The sequence below is a fragment of the Kitasatospora sp. NPDC056531 genome, from assembly GCF_042794375.1.
Lineage (GTDB): Bacteria > Actinomycetota > Actinomycetes > Streptomycetales > Streptomycetaceae > Kitasatospora.
In genome coordinates, this window is sequence record NZ_JBHTTU010000002.1 from 280,858 (window position 1) to 297,958 (window position 17,101).

Consider the following 17,101-nt stretch of genomic DNA (forward strand, 5'->3'; position numbering starts at 1 on the left):
CGCCGTGAAGCCGGTCGACCCCCGACTCCTCGGGTACGCCCGCACCACCCGTGCCTTCCTCGCCGGATCCGTGCTCCTCGGCGGGGCGGGCGCGGCCCTGGTGGTCGCCCAGGCCGGCCTGATCGCCGAGATCGTCGTCCGCGGCTTCCAGCGCGGCGCCACCCTCGGCGAACTGACCACCCCGCTGGCGCTGCTCGCCCTGACGGCCGTCGGCCGCGGGCTGGTCGGCTGGCTCACCGAACTCACCGCGCACCGCTCCGTCGCCCGGGTGAAGTCCACCCTGCGGCTGCGGCTGCTCGACCACGCCACCGCGCTCGGCCCGTCCTACCTGGCGGGCCGGCGCACCGGCGAACTCACCACCCTCGCCACCCGCGGCATCGACGCGCTGGACGACTACTTCGCCCGCTACGTGCCGCAGCTGGCGCTGGCCGTGGTCGTCCCGGTGATCGTGCTGCTGCGGATCGTCGGCGCCGACCTCACCTCGGCCGCGATCATCGCCGGGACGCTGCCGCTGATCCCGCTGTTCATGGTGCTGATCGGGATGGCCACCCAGTCCCGGATGGACCGCCAGTGGGACACCCTGGCCCGGCTCTCCCACCACTTCCTCGACGTGGTCGCCGGCCTGCCCACCCTCAAGGTGTTCAACCGGGCCCGCGCCCAGGCCGCCACCATCGCCCGGATCACCGCCGACTACCGCCGGGCCACCCTGCGCACCCTGCGGATCGCCTTCATCTCCTCCTTCGCGCTGGAGCTGCTCTCCACGCTGTCCGTCGCGCTGGTCGCGGTCACCATCGGCTTCCGGCTGGTGGACGGCTCGCTCGACCTGGAGACCGGGCTGCTGATCCTCGTCCTCGCCCCCGAGGTGTACTTCCCGATCCGCCAGGTCGGCGCGCTCTACCACTCCAGCGTCGAGGGGCTGACCGCCGCCGACGAGGTCTTCCGGGTGCTGGAGACCCCGCTGCCCGCCGCCGGCACCCGACCCGCCCCCGCCCTCACCGGCGCCGCGATCACCGCCGAGGGCCTGACCGTACGCCACCCCGGGCGCGCCGTGCCCGCGCTGGACGGTGCCGCGCTCACCCTGCGTCCGGGCTCCAGCACCGCCCTCACCGGCCCGAGCGGGGCCGGCAAGACCACCCTGCTGTCGGTGCTGCTCGGCCTCACCGCCCCCGAGGCCGGCACCGTCCGGATCACCGCCGCCGACGGGCGTTCGTACGACCTCGCCGAGCTGGAACCGGAGAGCTGGCGGCGGCAGATCGCCTGGGTGCCGCAGCACCCCCACCTGTTCGCCGGGACGGTCGCCGAGAACCTGCGGCTCTACCGGCCGGACGCGGGCGACGAGCAGCTGTGGACGGCGCTGCGGGCCGCCCACGCGCTCGACTTCGTCACCGACCTGGACGCCGGGCTGGGGGAGGACGGCGCCGGGCTCTCCGCCGGACAGCGCCAGCGCCTCGCGCTCGCCCGGGTGCTGCTCGCCGACGACCGGCCGCTGGTGCTGCTGGACGAGCCCACCGCCAACCTGGACGGCGCCTCCGAGGCCGCCGTCGTGGCGGCCGTCCGCACGCTCGCCGAGGACCCGGCGCGCACCGTGCTGATCGTCGCCCACCGGCCCGCGCTGCTGGCGGTCGCGGACGAGCGGGTACGGCTGGCGGGGCCCGCCGGTGCCGAGGTCCCGGAGCCCGCCGCCCCGCTCGGGCACCTGGTCCCGCCCCGAGCTGAAGGGCGCGCCGGTGCCGAAAGCGAGGAGCGACAAGCGACCGGCGGAGGAGGGAGTGCCGGAGCGAGGAGTGTCGGCGCCGGGTCAGAGCGCCCGGAGGCGAGCGGGCGAGTCACAGCCGCCCCCGCCGTGCCAGAGGAGCCCGCGACCGAGCCCGCCGCCCCCAGGCTGGCACTGTCCGTGCTGCTCGGCTCGCTCGCCCTCGGCTGCGCCGTCGCCCTGATGGCCACCTCCGGCTACCTGATCTCCCGGGCCTCGCAGATGCCCCCGGTGCTCTACCTGATGATGGCCGTCACCTCGGTCCGCGCCTTCGGCATCGGCCGCAGCTTCTTCCGCTACACCGAGCGGCTGGTCTCGCACGACGCCGTGCTGCGCACCCTCGGCACCCTGCGGGCCGCCGTCTACCGGCGGCTGACCGAGCTCGCCCCGGCCGGACTGCCCGCCTTCCGGCGCGGGGACCTGCTCTCCCGGCTGGTCGCCGACGTCGACGCGATCCAGGACCACTACCTGCGCTGGCGGCTGCCCGCCGCCGTCGCCGGCGTGGTCGCCCTGGGCTCGGCGGTGGCGCTGGGCGCCTTCCTGCCCGCCGCCGGGCTGGTGCTCGGCCTCGGGCTGCTGCTCGCCGGCGTGCTGGTGCCCGCCCTGGCCGGCCGCTGGTCGGCGGGCGCCGAGCGGCGCCAGGCCCCGGCCCGCGGACACCTGTCCACCGCCGTGGTGGACGCCTTCACCGGCACCGCCGAGCTCACCGTGGCCGGCGCGCTGCCCGGCCGGCTGGCCGCCGTCCGCACCGCCGACGCCGCGCTGACCCGGCTGGCCGCCCGCTCGGCCGCCACCACCGCGCTCGGCACCGGGCTGATCGCGCTGCTCACCGGGCTGACGGTGGTGGGCGCGGCGGCCGTCGGCATCCAGGGGGTGCGCGACGGGGCGCTCGCCCCGGTCTGCCTGGCACTGGTGGTGCTGACCCCGCTGGCCGCCTTCGAGGCCGTCACCGGGATGCCGCTCGCCGTCCAGGCCCGCCAGCGCAGCCGCGCCGCCCGGGCCCGGCTGGACGAGCTGCTCCTCGCGCCGGAGCCCGTCACCGAAGCCGCCGAGCCCCTGGAACTGCCCGAGCAGCCGCTGCCCGTCGCGGTGCGCGGGCTGACCGTACGGCACCCCGGGCAGGCCGTGGACGCGCTCACCGGGCTCGACCTCGACCTCGCCCCCGGCCGCCGGATCGCCGTGGTCGGCCCGTCCGGCTCCGGCAAGACCACCCTCGCCCTGGCGCTGCTGCGCTTCCTGGAGCCGGGCGCCGGGGCCGTCACCTTCGCCGCCGGTCGTCCACAGGCTGTGGACAGCCGCGCGCTCGCGGGCGAGGACGTCCGCCGGGTGATCGGCCTCTGCGCCCAGGACGCCCACGTCTTCGACAGCTCCCTGCGGGAGAACCTGCGGCTGGCCCGCCCGGGCGCGGACGAGGCCGAGCTGCGTGCCGCGCTCGCCGCCGCCCGGCTGCTGGACTGGACGGACGGCCTGCCGGAGGGCCTGGACACCATGGTCGGCGAGCACGGCGCCCGCCTCTCCGGCGGCCAGCGGCAGCGGCTCGCGCTCGCCCGGGCGCTGCTCGCGGACTTCCCGGTGCTGGTCCTCGACGAGCCCGCCGAGCACCTCGACCTGCCCACCGCCGACGCCCTCACCGCCGACCTGCTGGCCGCCACCGAGGGCCGTACCACCGTGCTGATCACCCACCGGCTCGCCGGGCTGGACGACTCCGCCGTGGACGAGGTGCTGGTGCTGGACGGCGGTCGGGTCGCCGAGCGCGGCAGCTGGTCCGAGCTGGTCGCCGACCCGGACGGGCGGCTGCGCGCGATGTGGCGCCGGGAGCGGGAGGCGGACGGGCTGGTGGAGCCGGTGGGCCGCTGACGGCGGCGTCGGCAAAAGTCGCATCCCCCTTCGGCTGAAAACCGTACAAACTAGGCTTTCTCCATGGACCCCACGCCAGACCTTCCCGAGGCCGCCCGCGAGCCGACACCCCATCGGGTGCCCGAGATCGCCTCGCTCGGGCTGGACACCCTGGTCACCGAGGTCGCGGAGCGCCTGCAGTCGGCCGCCGCGGTCACCGACCGGATGCAGCGCCTGCTGGAGGCGGTGGTCTCCATCGGCGCCGGGCTCGACCTGCACGCCACCCTGCACCGGATCGCCACCGGCGCCGCCGAGCTGGTCGACGCCCGGTACGCGGCGCTCGGCATGATCGCCCCCGGCGGGCACGGCCTGGCCGACTTCATCCACGTCGGCATCGACGACGAGACCGCCGCCGAGATCGGCGAACTGCCCGCCGGGCGCGGCATCCTCGGCGCGCTCATCGACCGCCCCGAGCCGCTGCGGCTGGCCGACCTCGGCGCCGACCCGCGTTCCTCCGGCTTCCCGCCGCACCACCCGCAGATGGTCACCTTCCTGGGCGTGCCGATCCGGGTCCGCGAGGAGGTCTTCGGCAACCTCTACCTCACCGAGAAGAAGGGCGGCGGCGCCTTCACCCCCGAGGACGAGCAGGTGGTGCACGCGCTCGCCGCGGCCGCCGGCGTGGCGATCGAGAACTCCCGGCTGTACGAGGAGGGGCGCCGCCGCGAACGCTGGATCGCCGGCGCCGCCGCCGTCACCACCGCGCTGCTCTCCACCGAGCAGGCCGAGGGCGCGCTGACCGTGGCCGCCGAGCAGGTACGGGAGTTGGCGGACGCCGCGCTCGGCATGATCCTGCTGCCCACCGGCCCCGCCGGCGAGAGCGACGGGCAGATGCGGGTCGCCCACGCCTCCGGCGAGGCCGCCGAGTTCGTCCGCGGCGAGCTGCTTCCCAGGGACAGCTTCGCGGCCCGGCTGCTGGCCGGGGAGAGCGTCCACCTGGACGACATGTCCAGCGATCCGACCGTGGTGATCCGGCTCGCCCGCAGCTTCGGCCCGTCCATGGCCGTCCCGATGGTCGCCGCCGGGCGGGTGCTCGGCGGGCTCTGCGTCTGGCGCCCGCGCGGCGCGCTGCCCTTCACCGACTCCGAGAAGCAGCTCGCCGAGACCTTCGCCTCGCAGGCCGCCCTCGCCCTGCGCCTCGCCGAGGGCCAGCGCGACCAGCAGCGCCTCGCCGTCTTCCAGGACCGCGACCGGATCGCCCGCGACCTCCACGACCTGGTGATCCAGCGGCTGTTCGCCACCGGGATGATGCTGGAGAGCGCGGCCCGGCGCGCCGTCGTCCCCGAGGTGAAGGTCGGCATCGGCAACGCGGTGGACGAACTGGACGCCACCATCCAGGAGGTCCGCACCACCATCTACGCCCTCCAGCACGACAACCACGGCGACGCCCCCGACACCCTGCGCACCCGCGTCCTGCGGGAGGCCAGCCAGGCCGCGGCGGCGCTCGGCTTCAAGCCCTCGGTGAGCTTCGTCGGGCCGGTGGAGAGCCTGGTCGGCGAGAACACCGGGCGCCAACTCCTGGCCGCGCTGCGGGAGATGCTCTCCAACACGGCCCGGCACGCGCGGGCCTCCCGGGTCGGCGTGGAGGTCGACGCCACCGTCCACCTGGACGACGGCGGCCGGCCGGTCGGCGGCGACCCCGAGTCGCTGGACCGCGGCGGGCGGCCCGGCGTGCTGCTCACCGTGACCGACGACGGGGTCGGCATCCCGGCGGGCGGGCGGCGCAGCGGACTGCTCAACCTGACCCGCCGGGCGGAGGCGCTCGGCGGGGCCGCCTGGCACGAGTTCGGGGCCTACCGGAAGGGGGCGACGGTGCGCTGGACGGCCCGGCTGTAGCTGCGCGACAAGCGTTAGGTGAAAGCTGAACGAGGGAGAACTTCCCGATCAACGGCGCAAGTTGTGAACGTTCTGGACTATCGGCGCTTCAGTGTGCACACATGGCTTGTCATCCGTCTCGGAGGGGAAACCGGACGGAGGGGGCGGTGAACGCTTCCGGCCGCGGCAACACCGCAGCAGGGGCAAGTCGAGGGGGGTTCCGGACCGAGCGCGCTCCGGACGGGCGCTACCGCTGGCAGCTGAAGGCGCCCGACGGCTGGGTGGTGGCGATCACCTCCGCGCTGTTCGAGACACCCGGCGAGGCCGAGCGGGGCTTCGACGGCCTGCGTGCGGGTGCCGCCGAACTGACCGCGCGGATCACCCACGTCCGCGACGGGATCGGTTGGATCTGGGTCATCCCCGGATCGCGCAGTCTGCCCGAGGTGCGGTCCAGCCGTGCCTACGAGCGGTACGCGACCAACGGCCGCTTCGGTTAGGGCGGTTACCGGGCGCTACCGGGTGCCGCTGGGTGCTGCCGGGCGCTACGGGGCAGGAGCTCCTCCAGCACCGCCGCGACGCCGTCCTGCTCGTTGCTCACAGTGTGCAGTGGCACCGCCGCCAGCACCGCCGGGTGCGCGTTGGCGACGGCGTACGCGGTGCCGGCCCAGGCCAGCATCTCCAGGTCGTTCGGCATGTCGCCGAAGGCCACCACCTCACTGCGGTCGATCCCCTGCTCGGCGCACCAACGGGCCAGCGTGCTGGCCTTGGTGACGCCGGGCGCACTGATCTCCAGCAGCGGGATCGGCGAGGAGCGGGTGATCTCGGCCAGGTGCCCGGCGGCCGTCCGGGCCTCGGCGAGGAAGGTGTCCGGGTCGAGGTCCGGGTGCTTGGCCAGCAGCTTGAACAGGCCCCGCACCGGGCCGCCGTCCCCGAGCAGCTCCTCGGCCGCCCCGACCGCGCAGACCATGTCGTCGCCCCACATGAGCACCTCGTACTCGGGCTCGCGGGCCCACCCGTCCGCGTGCTCGAAGGCGAAGGCGGTGCCGGGCAGCTTGGCGCGCAGCGCCTCGACCACCGTCAGCGTGGTCCCGGCCGCCATCGGGAAGTACTCCACCAGCTCGCCGCGCCGCACGTCCACGATCGCGCCGCCGTTCGAGCAGATCGCCACCCCGTGGCCGCCGATGTGCGGGCTCACCTGCTGCATCCAGCGCGGCGGCCGCCCGGTCACGAACACCACCTGGATCCCGGCCGCTTCGGCCGCCGCCAGGGCCGCCGCGGTGCGATCGCTGACGGTGCCGCCGGCGCAGAGCAGGGTGCCGTCCAGGTCGGTGGCGATGAGGCGGGGAGCGGTGCGGGGTTCGGTCACCGGTCCATCTTCGCCCATCGGTGCCGCCGGGTCACCGCCCAGGGCGGGGGCCGCAGCCCTGACCGTACGGACGGGTTCCGGCCCTTCAGACGCCGTTTCCGGCCGATTCGCCCCTGTCCGGAGTGTCGGTGCGGGCCGAACGGGCAGGACTGATCCCGGTCACCCCGTCGGCAGGAAGAGCCATGCCCACAAGCCAGCTCCGAGACGAGACGTCCCCGACCCGCCGCTCCACCGCCGCCTTCCCGGACGAGCCGGACGGGCCGGACGTGCCCGACGAGCCGGACGTGCCCGCCGCCTCCCGCGAGCCGGTCCTGCTCGGTGAGGTCCTCTTCCACACCCTCGCCGAACTCGCCCGCCGCACCCCGGACCCGGCCCCCGCCCTCCCCGCCCAGCGCACCCGCCCACACCCGTAGCCGTCGTCACGACCGCTCGGTGCGCCGCACCCAGTAGCGCCAGCCGGCCTCGATCTGGCTCGGCGGCCACACCGTGGCGTCCTTCTCCAGGCTCTCCCGGTGGCCGGTCCAGTGCCGGATCCCGCCCGCCGCCTGGGCGCTCAGCTGCAGGCCGCAGGCCCGTTCCAGCAGCACGGCGTACATCACCGCGTGGGCGATGTCCCGGCCCGCCGCGAGCAGTCCGTGCTGCGGCATCAGGCAGGCCCGGGCCCCGCCGAGGTCGGCGGCCAGCGCCCGCCCGAGCTCCCCGGTGCGGACCAGGCCGGCGGTCGCGCGGAAGCTCGGCAGGCCGTGCTCGGCGAAGACCACCGCGTCGTGGCTCAGCGGCCGCAGCGGCACCCCGAGGGCGCTGAACGCGTTCGCGGTGGCCGAGTGGGTGTGCAGCGAGACCTGGACGTCCGGGCGGGCCCGCATCAGCTCGGTGTGGATGTGGTACTCCAGGTGCACCCGTCCGCTGCCCGCGAGCGCCTCGCCGTCCCAGGAGACCAGCAGCACCCGGTCCGGGCCGACCTCCTCCAGGCCCCACCCCGAGGCCTTCATCCAGACCCCGCGCCCCTCGGGGTCGCGCACCGCCAGATGGCCCCAGACCATGTCCCCCTGCCCCGCCTCCGCGAGCACCCGGCTGCCGAGCGCGGCCAGGGCCGCCGCCTCCCCGTCGGTGGCGGGGATCAGCGCGGTGGCGGTGTCGACGTTCATGGACGCTCCCTGTTCGCTCGCTCCGGCGTTCACTGCTCGCGTCACGAACCTAAGCGCGCAGTGCAGTTGACGGACAGTCCGGACGGTGCAAGTGCAACGTTCGCCCGGAGAAAGCCACCTCGGACACCGGCGGTACCGGCCAGGAGTGCTCGCCGCTCGCCGCCCGCTGATGCCGGTACGGGGATACGGCAGAGCCCCGTGCGGGCCGTCGTCACGGCCGCACAGGGCTCTGCCAGGGCCGGCCGGCCCTGGCGGCCTCGGTCACCCCAGCTGGGCGAGGCCCTCGGTGGCGATCTGCTCGAAGACGCCGAGGTCGTTCTCGAAGATCGAGTCCGGGATCGGCCAGTGGATCACGAGCTCGGTGATGCCCAGCTCCCGGTACTTCCCGGCCCAGTCCACGAAGGCGCCCAGCGACTGCAGCGGCTTCTCGGCCGTGGAGCCCTGGAGCAGCACCTTCTCCAGCGTCGCCACGTCCCGGCCCTTCGCCTCGCAGGCCGCCGTCAGCTTCTCGATCTGCTGGGCGATCACCTCGGGCGCCTGCTCCACCGGCACGTCCGCCGGGCCGCGCGGGTCGCCGTACGTCACCCAGCCCTGGCCGTACTCGGCCGCCAGCTTCAGCCCGCGCGGGCCGGTCGCGGCGACGTAGAACGGCACCCGCGGGGTCTGCGCGCAGCCGGGGATGTTCCGGGCCTCGACCGCCGAGTAGTGGGTGCCCTCGCGGGTGGTGGCGTCGCCCCGCAGCAGTTCGTCCAGCAGCGGCAGGAACTCGCCGAAGCGGTCCGCCCGCTCCTTCGGCGACCAGGCCTCCTGGCCCATCGCGGTCGCGTCGAAGCCGGTGCCGCCGGCGCCGATGCCAAGCGTCAGCCGCCCGCCGGACACGTCGTCCAGCGTGATCAGCTCCTTCGCCAGCGTCACCGGGTGGCGGAAGTTCGGCGACGTCACGAGGGTGCCGATCCGGATCCGCTCGGTGGCCGTCGCAGCCGCCGTCAGCGTCGGGACCGCCCCGAACCACGGCTCGTCCCGGAACGACCGCCACGACAGGTGGTCGTAGGTGTACGCGGCGTGGAAGCCGAGGTCCTCGGCCCGCCGCCAGATCTTCTGCCCCTCGCTCCACCGGTGGATGGGGAGGATCACCGTACTCAAGCGCATGCCCCTGACCCTACGCCGCCGGCCATCTCGGAACCCCGGCCGGCGGTACGCGTCACTGCCGCGCGAAATGGTCCTCCAGCCAGGTGAGCAGGGCGGCGAACCCGGGGGACATGGCCGTGTCCGACTGGCTGAGAACCGTCGAGCGGCCGCCGTCCTCGATCGTGATCGTGTAGCTCATCGCGTCCCTGGCGCGATCGGCCTCGTCCTGCCCCGGGGCAGAGACGGCCGCCGCCACCAGCTGCGTCAGCCGGGCTGCGGCGGGCTCGGGCAGGGTCGCGGTGTCCAGCACCTCGGGCGGGAGGCGGAGGTTGATCGCTGCCGCCAGCCCGCCGTGTTTCGCCAGAGTGATGATCAACAGTTTCCCTTCCGTGCGACCTCGTCCTAGGCCGACCCCATCGCCCTGGCGCTCAGTGCCTGGGCAACCCCGGGCGGGATCCCGCTGATCTGGATCTCCACCTCTCGCCACGCCGCCAGCACGGCCAACTGCTCGGCGCTGCCCGCGCCGAACAGCTCCCCCGCCTTCTGGTACGTGGTGTCCGCGAAGTCCTGGAACCGCGTCCCGGCGCTGGAGGCCTTGAGCGATTCGTACCAGATGGACCCGGCAGCCTCCCAGGCGAATCCGCCGATGCGCACGGCCGTCAGGTAGAACGCCTTGTTCGGAATGCCGGAGTTGATGTGCACCCCGCCGCTATCACCCATCTCGGTGTCGGGCAGCGAGACGAAGCCGCTCATCCGGTCAGGCTGGGGGTCCTTCCCGAACAGAGCGTTGTCGAATGCCGTCCCAGGAGCCTTCATCGACCGGAGGGCGTCGGCGTCGATTCCCGGGGTGAACACGTCAGCCCCGATCAGCCAGTCCGCGTCCTCGGCCTTCTGCTTCAACGACCACTGCTTGACCAGCGAACCGAAGACGTCCGAGATCGACTCGTTCAGGGCCCCGGATTGATTGTGGTATTCCAGTTGTGCGGTGTGATCGGTGACTCCGTGCGTCAACTCGTGGGCGATCACGTCGAGGGATCCGGTGAGGCTGGTGAACTTCCTCCCGTCCCCGTCGCCGAAGATCATCTCCTGCCCGTCCCAGAATGCGTTGTTGAAATTCACGCCGAAGTGGACGTACCCGTTCAGGCGCATCCCCCGGCCGTCGATCGAATCGCGGTGGAACACCGCCTGGTAGAAATCGCGTGTCAGGCCCAGGCCGTCGAACGCCTGGTCGACGGCCTGGTCGGCAGACTTCGGTCCGTCTTCCGGTCTGGCGAGCACAGCGACAGAGAGATCCCTCCCCCGCCTGCAGTCGAAGATGGTGCGGCGGGCGTTGCCGTGGGCAGCCGCGCCGGCCAGGGACGCCCGGACCGCTCGCTCACCCCGCAGGTGAGCGGTGGTCAGCAGGGTGCTCAAGGCGGCCTCGCGCACCTGGCTGTCCTCGCTCTCCAGGAGCTTTTGGAGAAGGTAAGGGGGAATGATGCAGTTGAGGCGGCAGGTCCTACTCATGGGACACCTCCCGAGCATGAGGACCGACAGCTGAATATTCATCATTTGATTGCGGGTGCGGCCGTCACCGTCACGGAGAGAGAACAGGAGAGGCGACAGATTTCCACCAGGCGTGGCAGCAGCCGGGAACCACGCTGACATCACCAGTCTCGCGCCTCTCGCGGCGGCTCGGCAAGCCGACCTTAACGGGGAATCGATTCCCCCTGAACCCACTCGGCGAATACCTCGCACTGAACACGGAGGCACCGCAAAAAGTCTTACGATCCTGTCGATCCGGCCGAGGTCGCAACCAAGGCCGAGCGCGTCCGTGCGGACCGCGCCGGGCACCGCGACAACCCGGCTCCGGCGGACTCCGCGTGAGCGGGACGCTTGTTCTCGACAGCGAAGCGCTCTCCAGACCCTCCCGTCAGCACCGTGATATGACCGAATGGCTGGACGTTGCGCAACCTCGATCTGCGGGCCTCCACGAGCGCGGCGACGCTCGTGGAGGCCCGCGACCCGAAAGTGCCGCAGGCCGCGTTCGACCACGCCGTCTCCCTGGCCAAGGTGCGCCACGTCACGGAGAGGACCGCCCCGAACCACGGCTCGTCCCGGAACGACCGCCACGACAGGTGGTCGTAGGTGTACGCGGCGTGGAAGCCGAGGTCCTCGGTCCGCCGCCAGATCTTCTGTCCCTCGCTCCACCGGTGGACGGGGAGGATCACCGTACTCAGTCGAATGCCCCCGACCCTACGCGTGCACGGGCGGTGAGGGTTCGAGCCATGAGTGCACCGGGCAGGGCCGAGCCGGGACCACACAGGGAGGAACCCCAGCCGACGCACGGCTGGGGTTCCTCGATGCGGTGGGTGTCGGTCAGCGGGTGGAGCCGCCCGCGGCGTGAACCGCTCGTCTACGCGCCGACAGGCCGCACCCGATCGCGATCACCGTGGATCAGGCAGGGTCAGCGCTGCAGGGTGAGGACGCCGGGCCGCCACGGCAGTTGGTCGTAGGGACCGGTCGCGGTGGGGGACTTGCCCTGGTAGAGGAACTGGAGGTTGCAGGGGTCGATGGTCATGGTCTGGTCGGGGTTGTTGCGGACCAGGTCGCCGTGGCTGATGTCGTTGGTCCAGGTGGCGCCGCTGTTGGCCTTGCCGGCGAAGGGGTTGGCCTCGCTGGCGGCCTGCGGGGTCCAGGAGCCGTTCAGGCTGGTGGCGGTGAAGGAGCGGAAGTACCGTCCGTTGGCGCCCATCGCCTCGACGATCATGAGGTACTGGTTCTGGTCCTTGACCTTGTACACCTGCGGGGCCTCGAAGAGGTTGGCCGTGGTGTCGGTCATGACGGTGGTGTAGGAGGAGCCGAAGTTCCCGGGGAAGTTCCCGATCGGCATGCTCGCGCGGTAGATGCTGCCGTTGTCACCGGCGAAGAACAGGTACATGTTCTGGTCGTCGGCGATCAGGGTCTGGTCGATCGGGCCGGTGCTCGACTTGGGGATGCTGCCCGTGAAGAGCGGCTGCGGCGCGGACCAGCCGTTGGGGTTGGTCGGGTCGGTCGAGGTGCGGTAGATGAACGGCCACTGGCCCCACTGGTAGGCCAGCACCCAGATCTTCTTGGGCGCGAAGTAGAACAGCGTGGGCGCGGTCGCGGCCTGCCCCATGCCGGTCTGGCCGGCGGAGGCCATGTCCGACCAGTTGGTGAACGGGCTGAACATCATCGAGCCGTACGACGAACCGTTCACGTTCGACGCGTAGACGAGGTGCTTGCCGTTGTAGACCACGTCGGTGAAGTCCTTCACCGACGCCCAGCCGTTCGCCGGCTGCGCGAGCGAACCCGTCGAGGACCAGCGGTACGTCGACGGAAGGGCGCAGGTGCCGCTCGGGGCGGGTGTGGTCGGGGTCGGCGACGGGGCGGGGGTGCCGGTCGGCCGGAGGTTCCAGTGCTGGTTGGCGGCGCCCCAGGAGTCCCAGATCTGCACGGGGGTGCCGTCGGCGGTCTGGTTGCCGGGGGTCTCCAGGGCCTTGCCGGTGGCGACGTTGGTGAGGGTGTAGGAGGCGTCGTTGTTCCGGGCGGCCTTCCAGTGCTGGTTGGCGCCGTCGTTGGCGTCCCAGACGATCAGCTTGGTGCCGTTGGCCGCCTGGCTGGCCGGGTCGTCCAGGACGCGGCCGCTGGCGACGTTGGTGAAGGTGTAGGAGCCGTCGTTGTTCTTGGCGGCCTTCCACTGCTGGTTGGCGGCGCCGCTGGCGTCCCAGACCTGGAGCGGGGTGTTGTTGGCGTTCTGTCCGGCGGGCTCGTCGAGGACGCGGCCGCCCGCGGCCACCGCGGAGAGCGTGTAGACGGTGCCGGAGGTGATGCCGCCGCCCGGCGTGCCGCCGCCGTTGCCGCCGGCGCCGGCCAGGGTGCTGAGGACGGTGTCGTAGGCGGGCTTCTTGTTGCCGCTGCCGTCGAACAGCAGCGGGTTCTCGCCGCCGCGCCAGGAGTCGCTGTCACGGATGCCCCACACCGTGATGCCCGTGCAGCGGGCGACGTTGAGGCAGGCCTGGACGGCGCTGTTGTACGTGGCGGGGGACGCCTGGGCGATGTCGAGCTCGGTGAGCTGGACGTCGACGCCGAGCGCGGCGAAGTTGGACAGCGTGGTCTGGAAGCTGGGCGGGGGGCCGCCGGCGCCGAAGTGGCTCTGGAAGCCGACGCAGTCGATGGGCACGCCGCGGGACTTGAAGTCCTTGACCATGTTGTAGACGCCCTGGGTCTTGGCGTCCGTCCAGTTTTCCAGGTTGTAGTCGTTGTAGCAGAGCTTGGCCCCGGGATCGACGCCGCGGGCGGTGCGGAACGCCTCCTCGATGAAGCCGTTGCCCAGCACGTTCTGGAAGACCGAGCTGCGGTGCTGGCCGCTGCCGCCGTCGGCGAACGCCTCGTTGACCACGTCCCAGGCGTAGATCTTGCCCTTGTAGTGGGTCATCTCCTGGGTGATGTGGTTGTCCATCACACTGCGCAGGGTGTTGGCGTCGGTGATGGAGCTGACCCAGTCGGGCAGCTGGGAGTGCCAGACCAGGGTGTGGCCGCGCATCTTCTGGCCGTGTGCGGCGGCGTGGCTGACGATCGAGTCGGCGGGACCGAAGTTGAACGACCCGCGGGAGGGTTCCGTGTAGTCCCACTTCATCTCGTTCTCCGGGGTGATCGTGTTGAAATCCCGGTCGAGAATGGTGGAGTAGGTCGAGTCGCCGAGCCTGCCGCCGGCCACCGCCGTGCCGAAGTAGCGGCCGCTTCCGGCCGCCGCCGCACCCAGCGTTTCGGGGCCCGACGTGTGTGCGGCCTGGGCGACCAGCGGTATGGCAGCACCTGTGGCGGCGAGAACCACGGCGGCGGCGAGCGCGCGGCGGGTTTTCTTGTGGCGGCGATGAGAGCGTTTCTGATCTGGCAACGGCTTGTCCTTCTGGCGTGGTGGGCCTTGGTCGCGGCCCCGGTTACCCGTCAGTTGTCGCCGCGCGCACAAAGGTTGCCGTGATCGGGGGAGGGATTTTTTGTCGAGCCGGAGATCGGCGCGGCCCTCGTCCCGTCGGGGGCGAAGCCACCCCGGACCGCGAGGGCGCTGACGTCACCTTGGACGCTGATCAACGTCCGCCTGACCGCGAGGTGACCTGAAGAAGTCCCCGGCTCGCGGCAACCCTTTGCGGCACCCGTGACCACAAGGGAGTGGATCCGGTCAGTTCCGGTGTCCGGATCCGCCTTCCCCTCGTGCACAGTTCGCAAGGAGAACGACTACCCATGAGCAACCCCCCGAAGGGCAGGCGCCGCGGGCGTCACCGCCGTCGCGTGAGCGCCACCGCTCTGGCGCTCGCCGTGCCCCTCGCCGCCGGGTCGTACTTCGTGTTCATACACGGGGACTCCCAGGCCGCGACGGTCGACGGCGAGGCCTACTACCGGCTGGTCTCCGTACGCAGCGGCCAGGTGATGGACGTCAACGCGTTCTCCACCGCCGATGGCACCCGTATCCAGCAGTGGACCGACCAGGACACCGCCAACCAGCAGTGGAAACTGAGGTCCACCGGAGACGGCTACTACGAGCTGGTGAACCGCAACAGCGGCAAGGTGCTGGGCATAGCGGGCGGCTCGACCGATCAGGCGGCTGCCGCCGAGCAGCAGACGGACCGGTCCTCCGCCTCACAGCAGTGGCGGATCGACGGTGTGAGCGGTTCCGACGCCGTCACCTTCACCTCCCGCAAGAGCGGTCAGGTCCTGGACGTCTCCGGATACTCCACGGACCGGGGCGCGCAGGTCATCCAGTGGCCCGGCAAGGGCAGCAGCAACCAGCAGTGGAAGCTGGTGAGGTCCGGTGGGACCCAGGCGTCCGGGGGCGGCGGACAGTACGTGTGGCGCAACGCCCCGGTGGCGGGCGGCGGTTACGTCACCGGGCTGGTCTTCAACCAGCGGGAGAAGGGCCTGCTGTACGCGCGCACCGACATGGGCGGCGCCTACCGCTGGGACACCGGGGCCGAGCAGTGGATCCCGCTGACCGACTGGGTCGGCGAGAAGGACTGGAACCTGATGGGCATCGAGTCCCTGGCCACCGATCCCGTCGCCCCCGACCGGCTCTACCTCGCGGCGGGCACCTACACCAACGACTGGGCCGGCAACGGCGCGATCCTGCGCTCCACCGACCGCGGGCGCACCTTCCAGCGCACCGAGCTGCCGTTCAAGCTGGGCGGCAACGAGGACGGCCGCGGGGCGGGCGAACGGCTGGTGATCGACCCCGCGAACCACGACACCCTGCTGCTGGGCACCCGCAAGAACGGCCTGTGGCGCAGCACCGACGCCGGCGCGACCTGGAACCAGGTCTCCTCGTTCCCCGTCAAGGACGGGGCGAGCAGCGGCGGGGGCATCACCTTCGTGACGTACGGCCCGGCCGGCAGCAAGACGGTCTACGCCGGCGTCGCCGACAAGTCCACCAACCTCTACCGCTCCACCGACGGCGGCAACACCTGGCAGGCCGTCTCCGGGCAGCCCACCGGCCAGCTGCCGCAGCACGGCGTGCTCTCCGGTGACGGCTCGCTGTACCTGACGTACACCAACACCCTCGGGCCCAACGGCGTGACGGCGGGCTCGGTGTGGAAGTACAGCCCGTCCGGCGGGGCGTGGAAGAACATCTCCCCGTCCCAGGGCAGCTACGGGTTCGCCGGTCTGGCCGTCGACCCGCAGAAGCCGTCCACGGTGATGGTCACCACCCTGGACCGCTGGTGGCCCCAGGACGAGCTCTACCGCTCCACCGACGGCGGTACGACCTGGACCGCACAGGACGCGAAGTCGGTGCGGGACGCCTCCGCCGCCCCCTATCTCGGGACCGGTATCGGGCACTGGATGACCGCCCTGAGCGTCGATCCCTTCGACTCCGGGCACGTGCTGTACGGCACCGGTAACGGCATCTGGGGCAGCAAGGACGCCAACGCGACCGACAACGGCGGCACCAGCCACTGGACCGTGGGAGCCCGCGGGCTGGAGGAGACCGCGCTGGCGAACGCGATCGCCCCGCCCACCGGCGCCACCCTCATCACCTCCATGGGCGACCAAGGCGGTTTCCTGTACGAAGGCCTGACCAAGGAGCCCTCCGGGCGGCTGTCCAACCCGACGATGTCCAGCAGCACTGACATCGACTTCGCCCAGTCCAACCCCTCGGTGATGGTCCGCGTCGGCCGTGGCGGCGCACAGAACGGCGCGTACTCCACCGACGGCGGCCACAACTGGAACGGTTTCAAGGCACAGCCGGTGGCCGGCGCCGACAGCGGCCACGTCGCGATCGCGGCGGACGGCTCCAGCATCGTCTGGACCGAGTCCGGTCAGGCCCCTTACCGCTCGACCGACAAGGGGGCGAGCTGGTCCAGGGTCAATGGCCTGGGCACCGACGCCGTGGTCGTCGCCGACCGGTCCTCGGCCAACACCTTCTATTCACTGGTCGGCGGCACGCTCTACGCCAGCACCGACGGCGGCGCGAGCTTCGGCGCCCGCGCCTACAATCTGCCTTCCGGCAAGCTCAGCGCCGTCCCCGGCGTCGCCGGTGACCTGTGGATCTCCGGTGGCGGCAAGGGGCTGCTGCACTCCACCGACGGCGGCCGCAGCTTCACCCCGCTCTCCACGGTGCAGTCCGCCTCCGCCGTCGGCTTCGGCAAGGCCGCGCCGGGCGCCTCCTACCAGGCCCTGTACCTGATCGGTACCGTCAAGGGCGTCGCCGGAGTCTTCCGCTCCACCGACGCGGGCGCCAGCTGGCTCCGCATCAACGACGACGCCCACCAGTGGGGCAACTTCGCCAGCCTCGGCCTCATCATCGGCGACCCCAACACCTTCGGTCGCGTCTACATCGGCACCAACGGACGCGGTCTCCAGTACGGCGATCCTTCCTGACCCCGACGCCCGAGCGGGGGGGGGGGAAAAAACACCCCCGGACCCGCCCTCGGCGGGGAAAAAAAAACCCCCTTCCCCCCACCCCCCAAACCGGTCTTTCTCGGGGAACACTAAGAGAAAACAAAC

At 72.2% G+C, this 17,101-nt stretch carries 12 protein-coding genes and 1 pseudogene; 6 read left to right on the forward strand and 7 right to left on the reverse strand.

The window, feature by feature from the left end:
• The first annotated feature begins 4 nt into the window (after window positions 1–4).
• From cydD to ACFQ87_RS03965, 3 genes are all read left to right on the forward strand, one after another.
• The gene (gene cydD, locus ACFQ87_RS03955) at window positions 5–3,610 is read left to right on the forward strand and encodes a thiol reductant ABC exporter subunit CydD (protein WP_380608968.1); all 3,606 of its coding nucleotides are present in this window, start codon (window positions 5–7) and stop codon (window positions 3,608–3,610) included.
• A 63-nt stretch (window positions 3,611–3,673) separates the two neighbouring features.
• On the forward strand, window positions 3,674–5,482 hold the full coding sequence (locus tag ACFQ87_RS03960) for a GAF domain-containing protein (RefSeq protein WP_380608969.1): 1,809 nt from the start codon (window positions 3,674–3,676) through the stop codon (window positions 5,480–5,482).
• 146 nt (window positions 5,483–5,628) lie between these two features.
• Window positions 5,629–5,958, forward strand: coding sequence for a hypothetical protein (locus ACFQ87_RS03965; RefSeq protein ID WP_380608970.1), 330 nt, complete (start codon window positions 5,629–5,631; stop codon window positions 5,956–5,958).
• Window positions 5,959–5,963: 5 nt separating this feature from the next.
• On the opposite strand, the gene ACFQ87_RS03970 is transcribed toward ACFQ87_RS03965, so the two are convergent.
• On the reverse strand, window positions 5,964–6,845 hold the full coding sequence (locus tag ACFQ87_RS03970) for an HAD family hydrolase (RefSeq protein ID WP_380608971.1): 882 nt from the start codon (window positions 6,843–6,845) through the stop codon (window positions 5,964–5,966).
• 164 nt (window positions 6,846–7,009) lie between these two features.
• Between ACFQ87_RS03970 and ACFQ87_RS03975 the strand changes: the two genes are divergently transcribed.
• A complete protein-coding gene (locus ACFQ87_RS03975; RefSeq protein ID WP_380608972.1) occupies window positions 7,010–7,240 on the forward strand; it encodes a hypothetical protein in 231 nt (76 codons plus the stop codon).
• A 6-nt stretch (window positions 7,241–7,246) separates the two neighbouring features.
• Here the strand turns inward: ACFQ87_RS03975 and ACFQ87_RS03980 are convergent, their stop codons facing one another.
• From ACFQ87_RS03980 to ACFQ87_RS03995, 4 genes are all read right to left on the reverse strand, one after another.
• Window positions 7,247–7,975 (reverse strand): class II aldolase/adducin family protein, encoded by a 729-nt coding sequence (locus tag ACFQ87_RS03980; RefSeq protein WP_380608973.1) that lies wholly within the window; start codon window positions 7,973–7,975, stop codon window positions 7,247–7,249.
• 261 nt (window positions 7,976–8,236) lie between these two features.
• The gene (locus ACFQ87_RS03985; protein ID WP_380608974.1) at window positions 8,237–9,124 is read right to left on the reverse strand and encodes an LLM class flavin-dependent oxidoreductase; all 888 of its coding nucleotides are present in this window, start codon (window positions 9,122–9,124) and stop codon (window positions 8,237–8,239) included.
• Between the two features lie 52 nt (window positions 9,125–9,176).
• A complete protein-coding gene (locus ACFQ87_RS03990; protein WP_380608975.1) occupies window positions 9,177–9,479 on the reverse strand; it encodes a protealysin inhibitor emfourin in 303 nt (100 codons plus the stop codon).
• 26 nt (window positions 9,480–9,505) lie between these two features.
• Complete coding sequence (locus ACFQ87_RS03995) at window positions 9,506–10,609, reverse strand: M4 family metallopeptidase (RefSeq protein ID WP_380608976.1); 1,104 nt, start codon at window positions 10,607–10,609, stop codon at window positions 9,506–9,508.
• Window positions 10,610–11,047: 438 nt separating this feature from the next.
• Between ACFQ87_RS03995 and ACFQ87_RS04000 the strand changes: the two genes are divergently transcribed.
• On the forward strand, window positions 11,048–11,230 hold the full coding sequence (locus ACFQ87_RS04000; protein ID WP_380609130.1) for a hypothetical protein: 183 nt from the start codon (window positions 11,048–11,050) through the stop codon (window positions 11,228–11,230).
• On the opposite strand, the pseudogene ACFQ87_RS04005 reads toward ACFQ87_RS04000, so the two are convergent.
• Window positions 11,164–11,328 (reverse strand): annotated as a pseudogene (locus tag ACFQ87_RS04005) (LLM class flavin-dependent oxidoreductase); the annotation flags it as partial. The gene ACFQ87_RS04000 and the pseudogene ACFQ87_RS04005 sit on opposite strands and share 67 nt — an antisense overlap.
• A 221-nt stretch (window positions 11,329–11,549) precedes the next feature.
• Window positions 11,550–14,003 carry a non-reducing end alpha-L-arabinofuranosidase family hydrolase gene (locus tag ACFQ87_RS04010; protein WP_380608977.1) on the reverse strand — a complete coding sequence of 818 codons (2,454 nt, stop codon included), beginning with the start codon at window positions 14,001–14,003 and terminating at the stop codon, window positions 11,550–11,552.
• A gap of 344 nt (window positions 14,004–14,347) precedes the next feature.
• On the opposite strand from ACFQ87_RS04010, the gene ACFQ87_RS04015 reads away from it, so the two are divergent.
• Entirely contained in the window at window positions 14,348–16,975 is a 2,628-nt protein-coding gene (locus ACFQ87_RS04015) for an RICIN domain-containing protein (RefSeq protein WP_380608978.1), read from the forward strand.
• Window positions 16,976–17,101: the final 126 nt, after the last annotated feature.

Coding starts and splice junctions, on each gene's coding strand:
- ACFQ87_RS03970 (WP_380608971.1), bottom strand. CDS start 6,845: ATGGGCGAAGATGGACCGGTGACCGAACCCCGCACCGCTCCCCGCCTC.
- ACFQ87_RS03985 (WP_380608974.1), bottom strand. CDS start 9,124: ATGCGCTTGAGTACGGTGATCCTCCCCATCCACCGGTGGAGCGAGGGG.
- ACFQ87_RS03960 (WP_380608969.1), top strand. CDS start 3,674: ATGGACCCCACGCCAGACCTTCCCGAGGCCGCCCGCGAGCCGACACCC.
- ACFQ87_RS03980 (WP_380608973.1), bottom strand. CDS start 7,975: ATGAACGTCGACACCGCCACCGCGCTGATCCCCGCCACCGACGGGGAG.
- ACFQ87_RS03975 (WP_380608972.1), top strand. CDS start 7,010: ATGCCCACAAGCCAGCTCCGAGACGAGACGTCCCCGACCCGCCGCTCC.
- ACFQ87_RS03995 (WP_380608976.1), bottom strand. CDS start 10,609: ATGAGTAGGACCTGCCGCCTCAACTGCATCATTCCCCCTTACCTTCTC.
- ACFQ87_RS04015 (WP_380608978.1), top strand. CDS start 14,348: ATGAGCAACCCCCCGAAGGGCAGGCGCCGCGGGCGTCACCGCCGTCGC.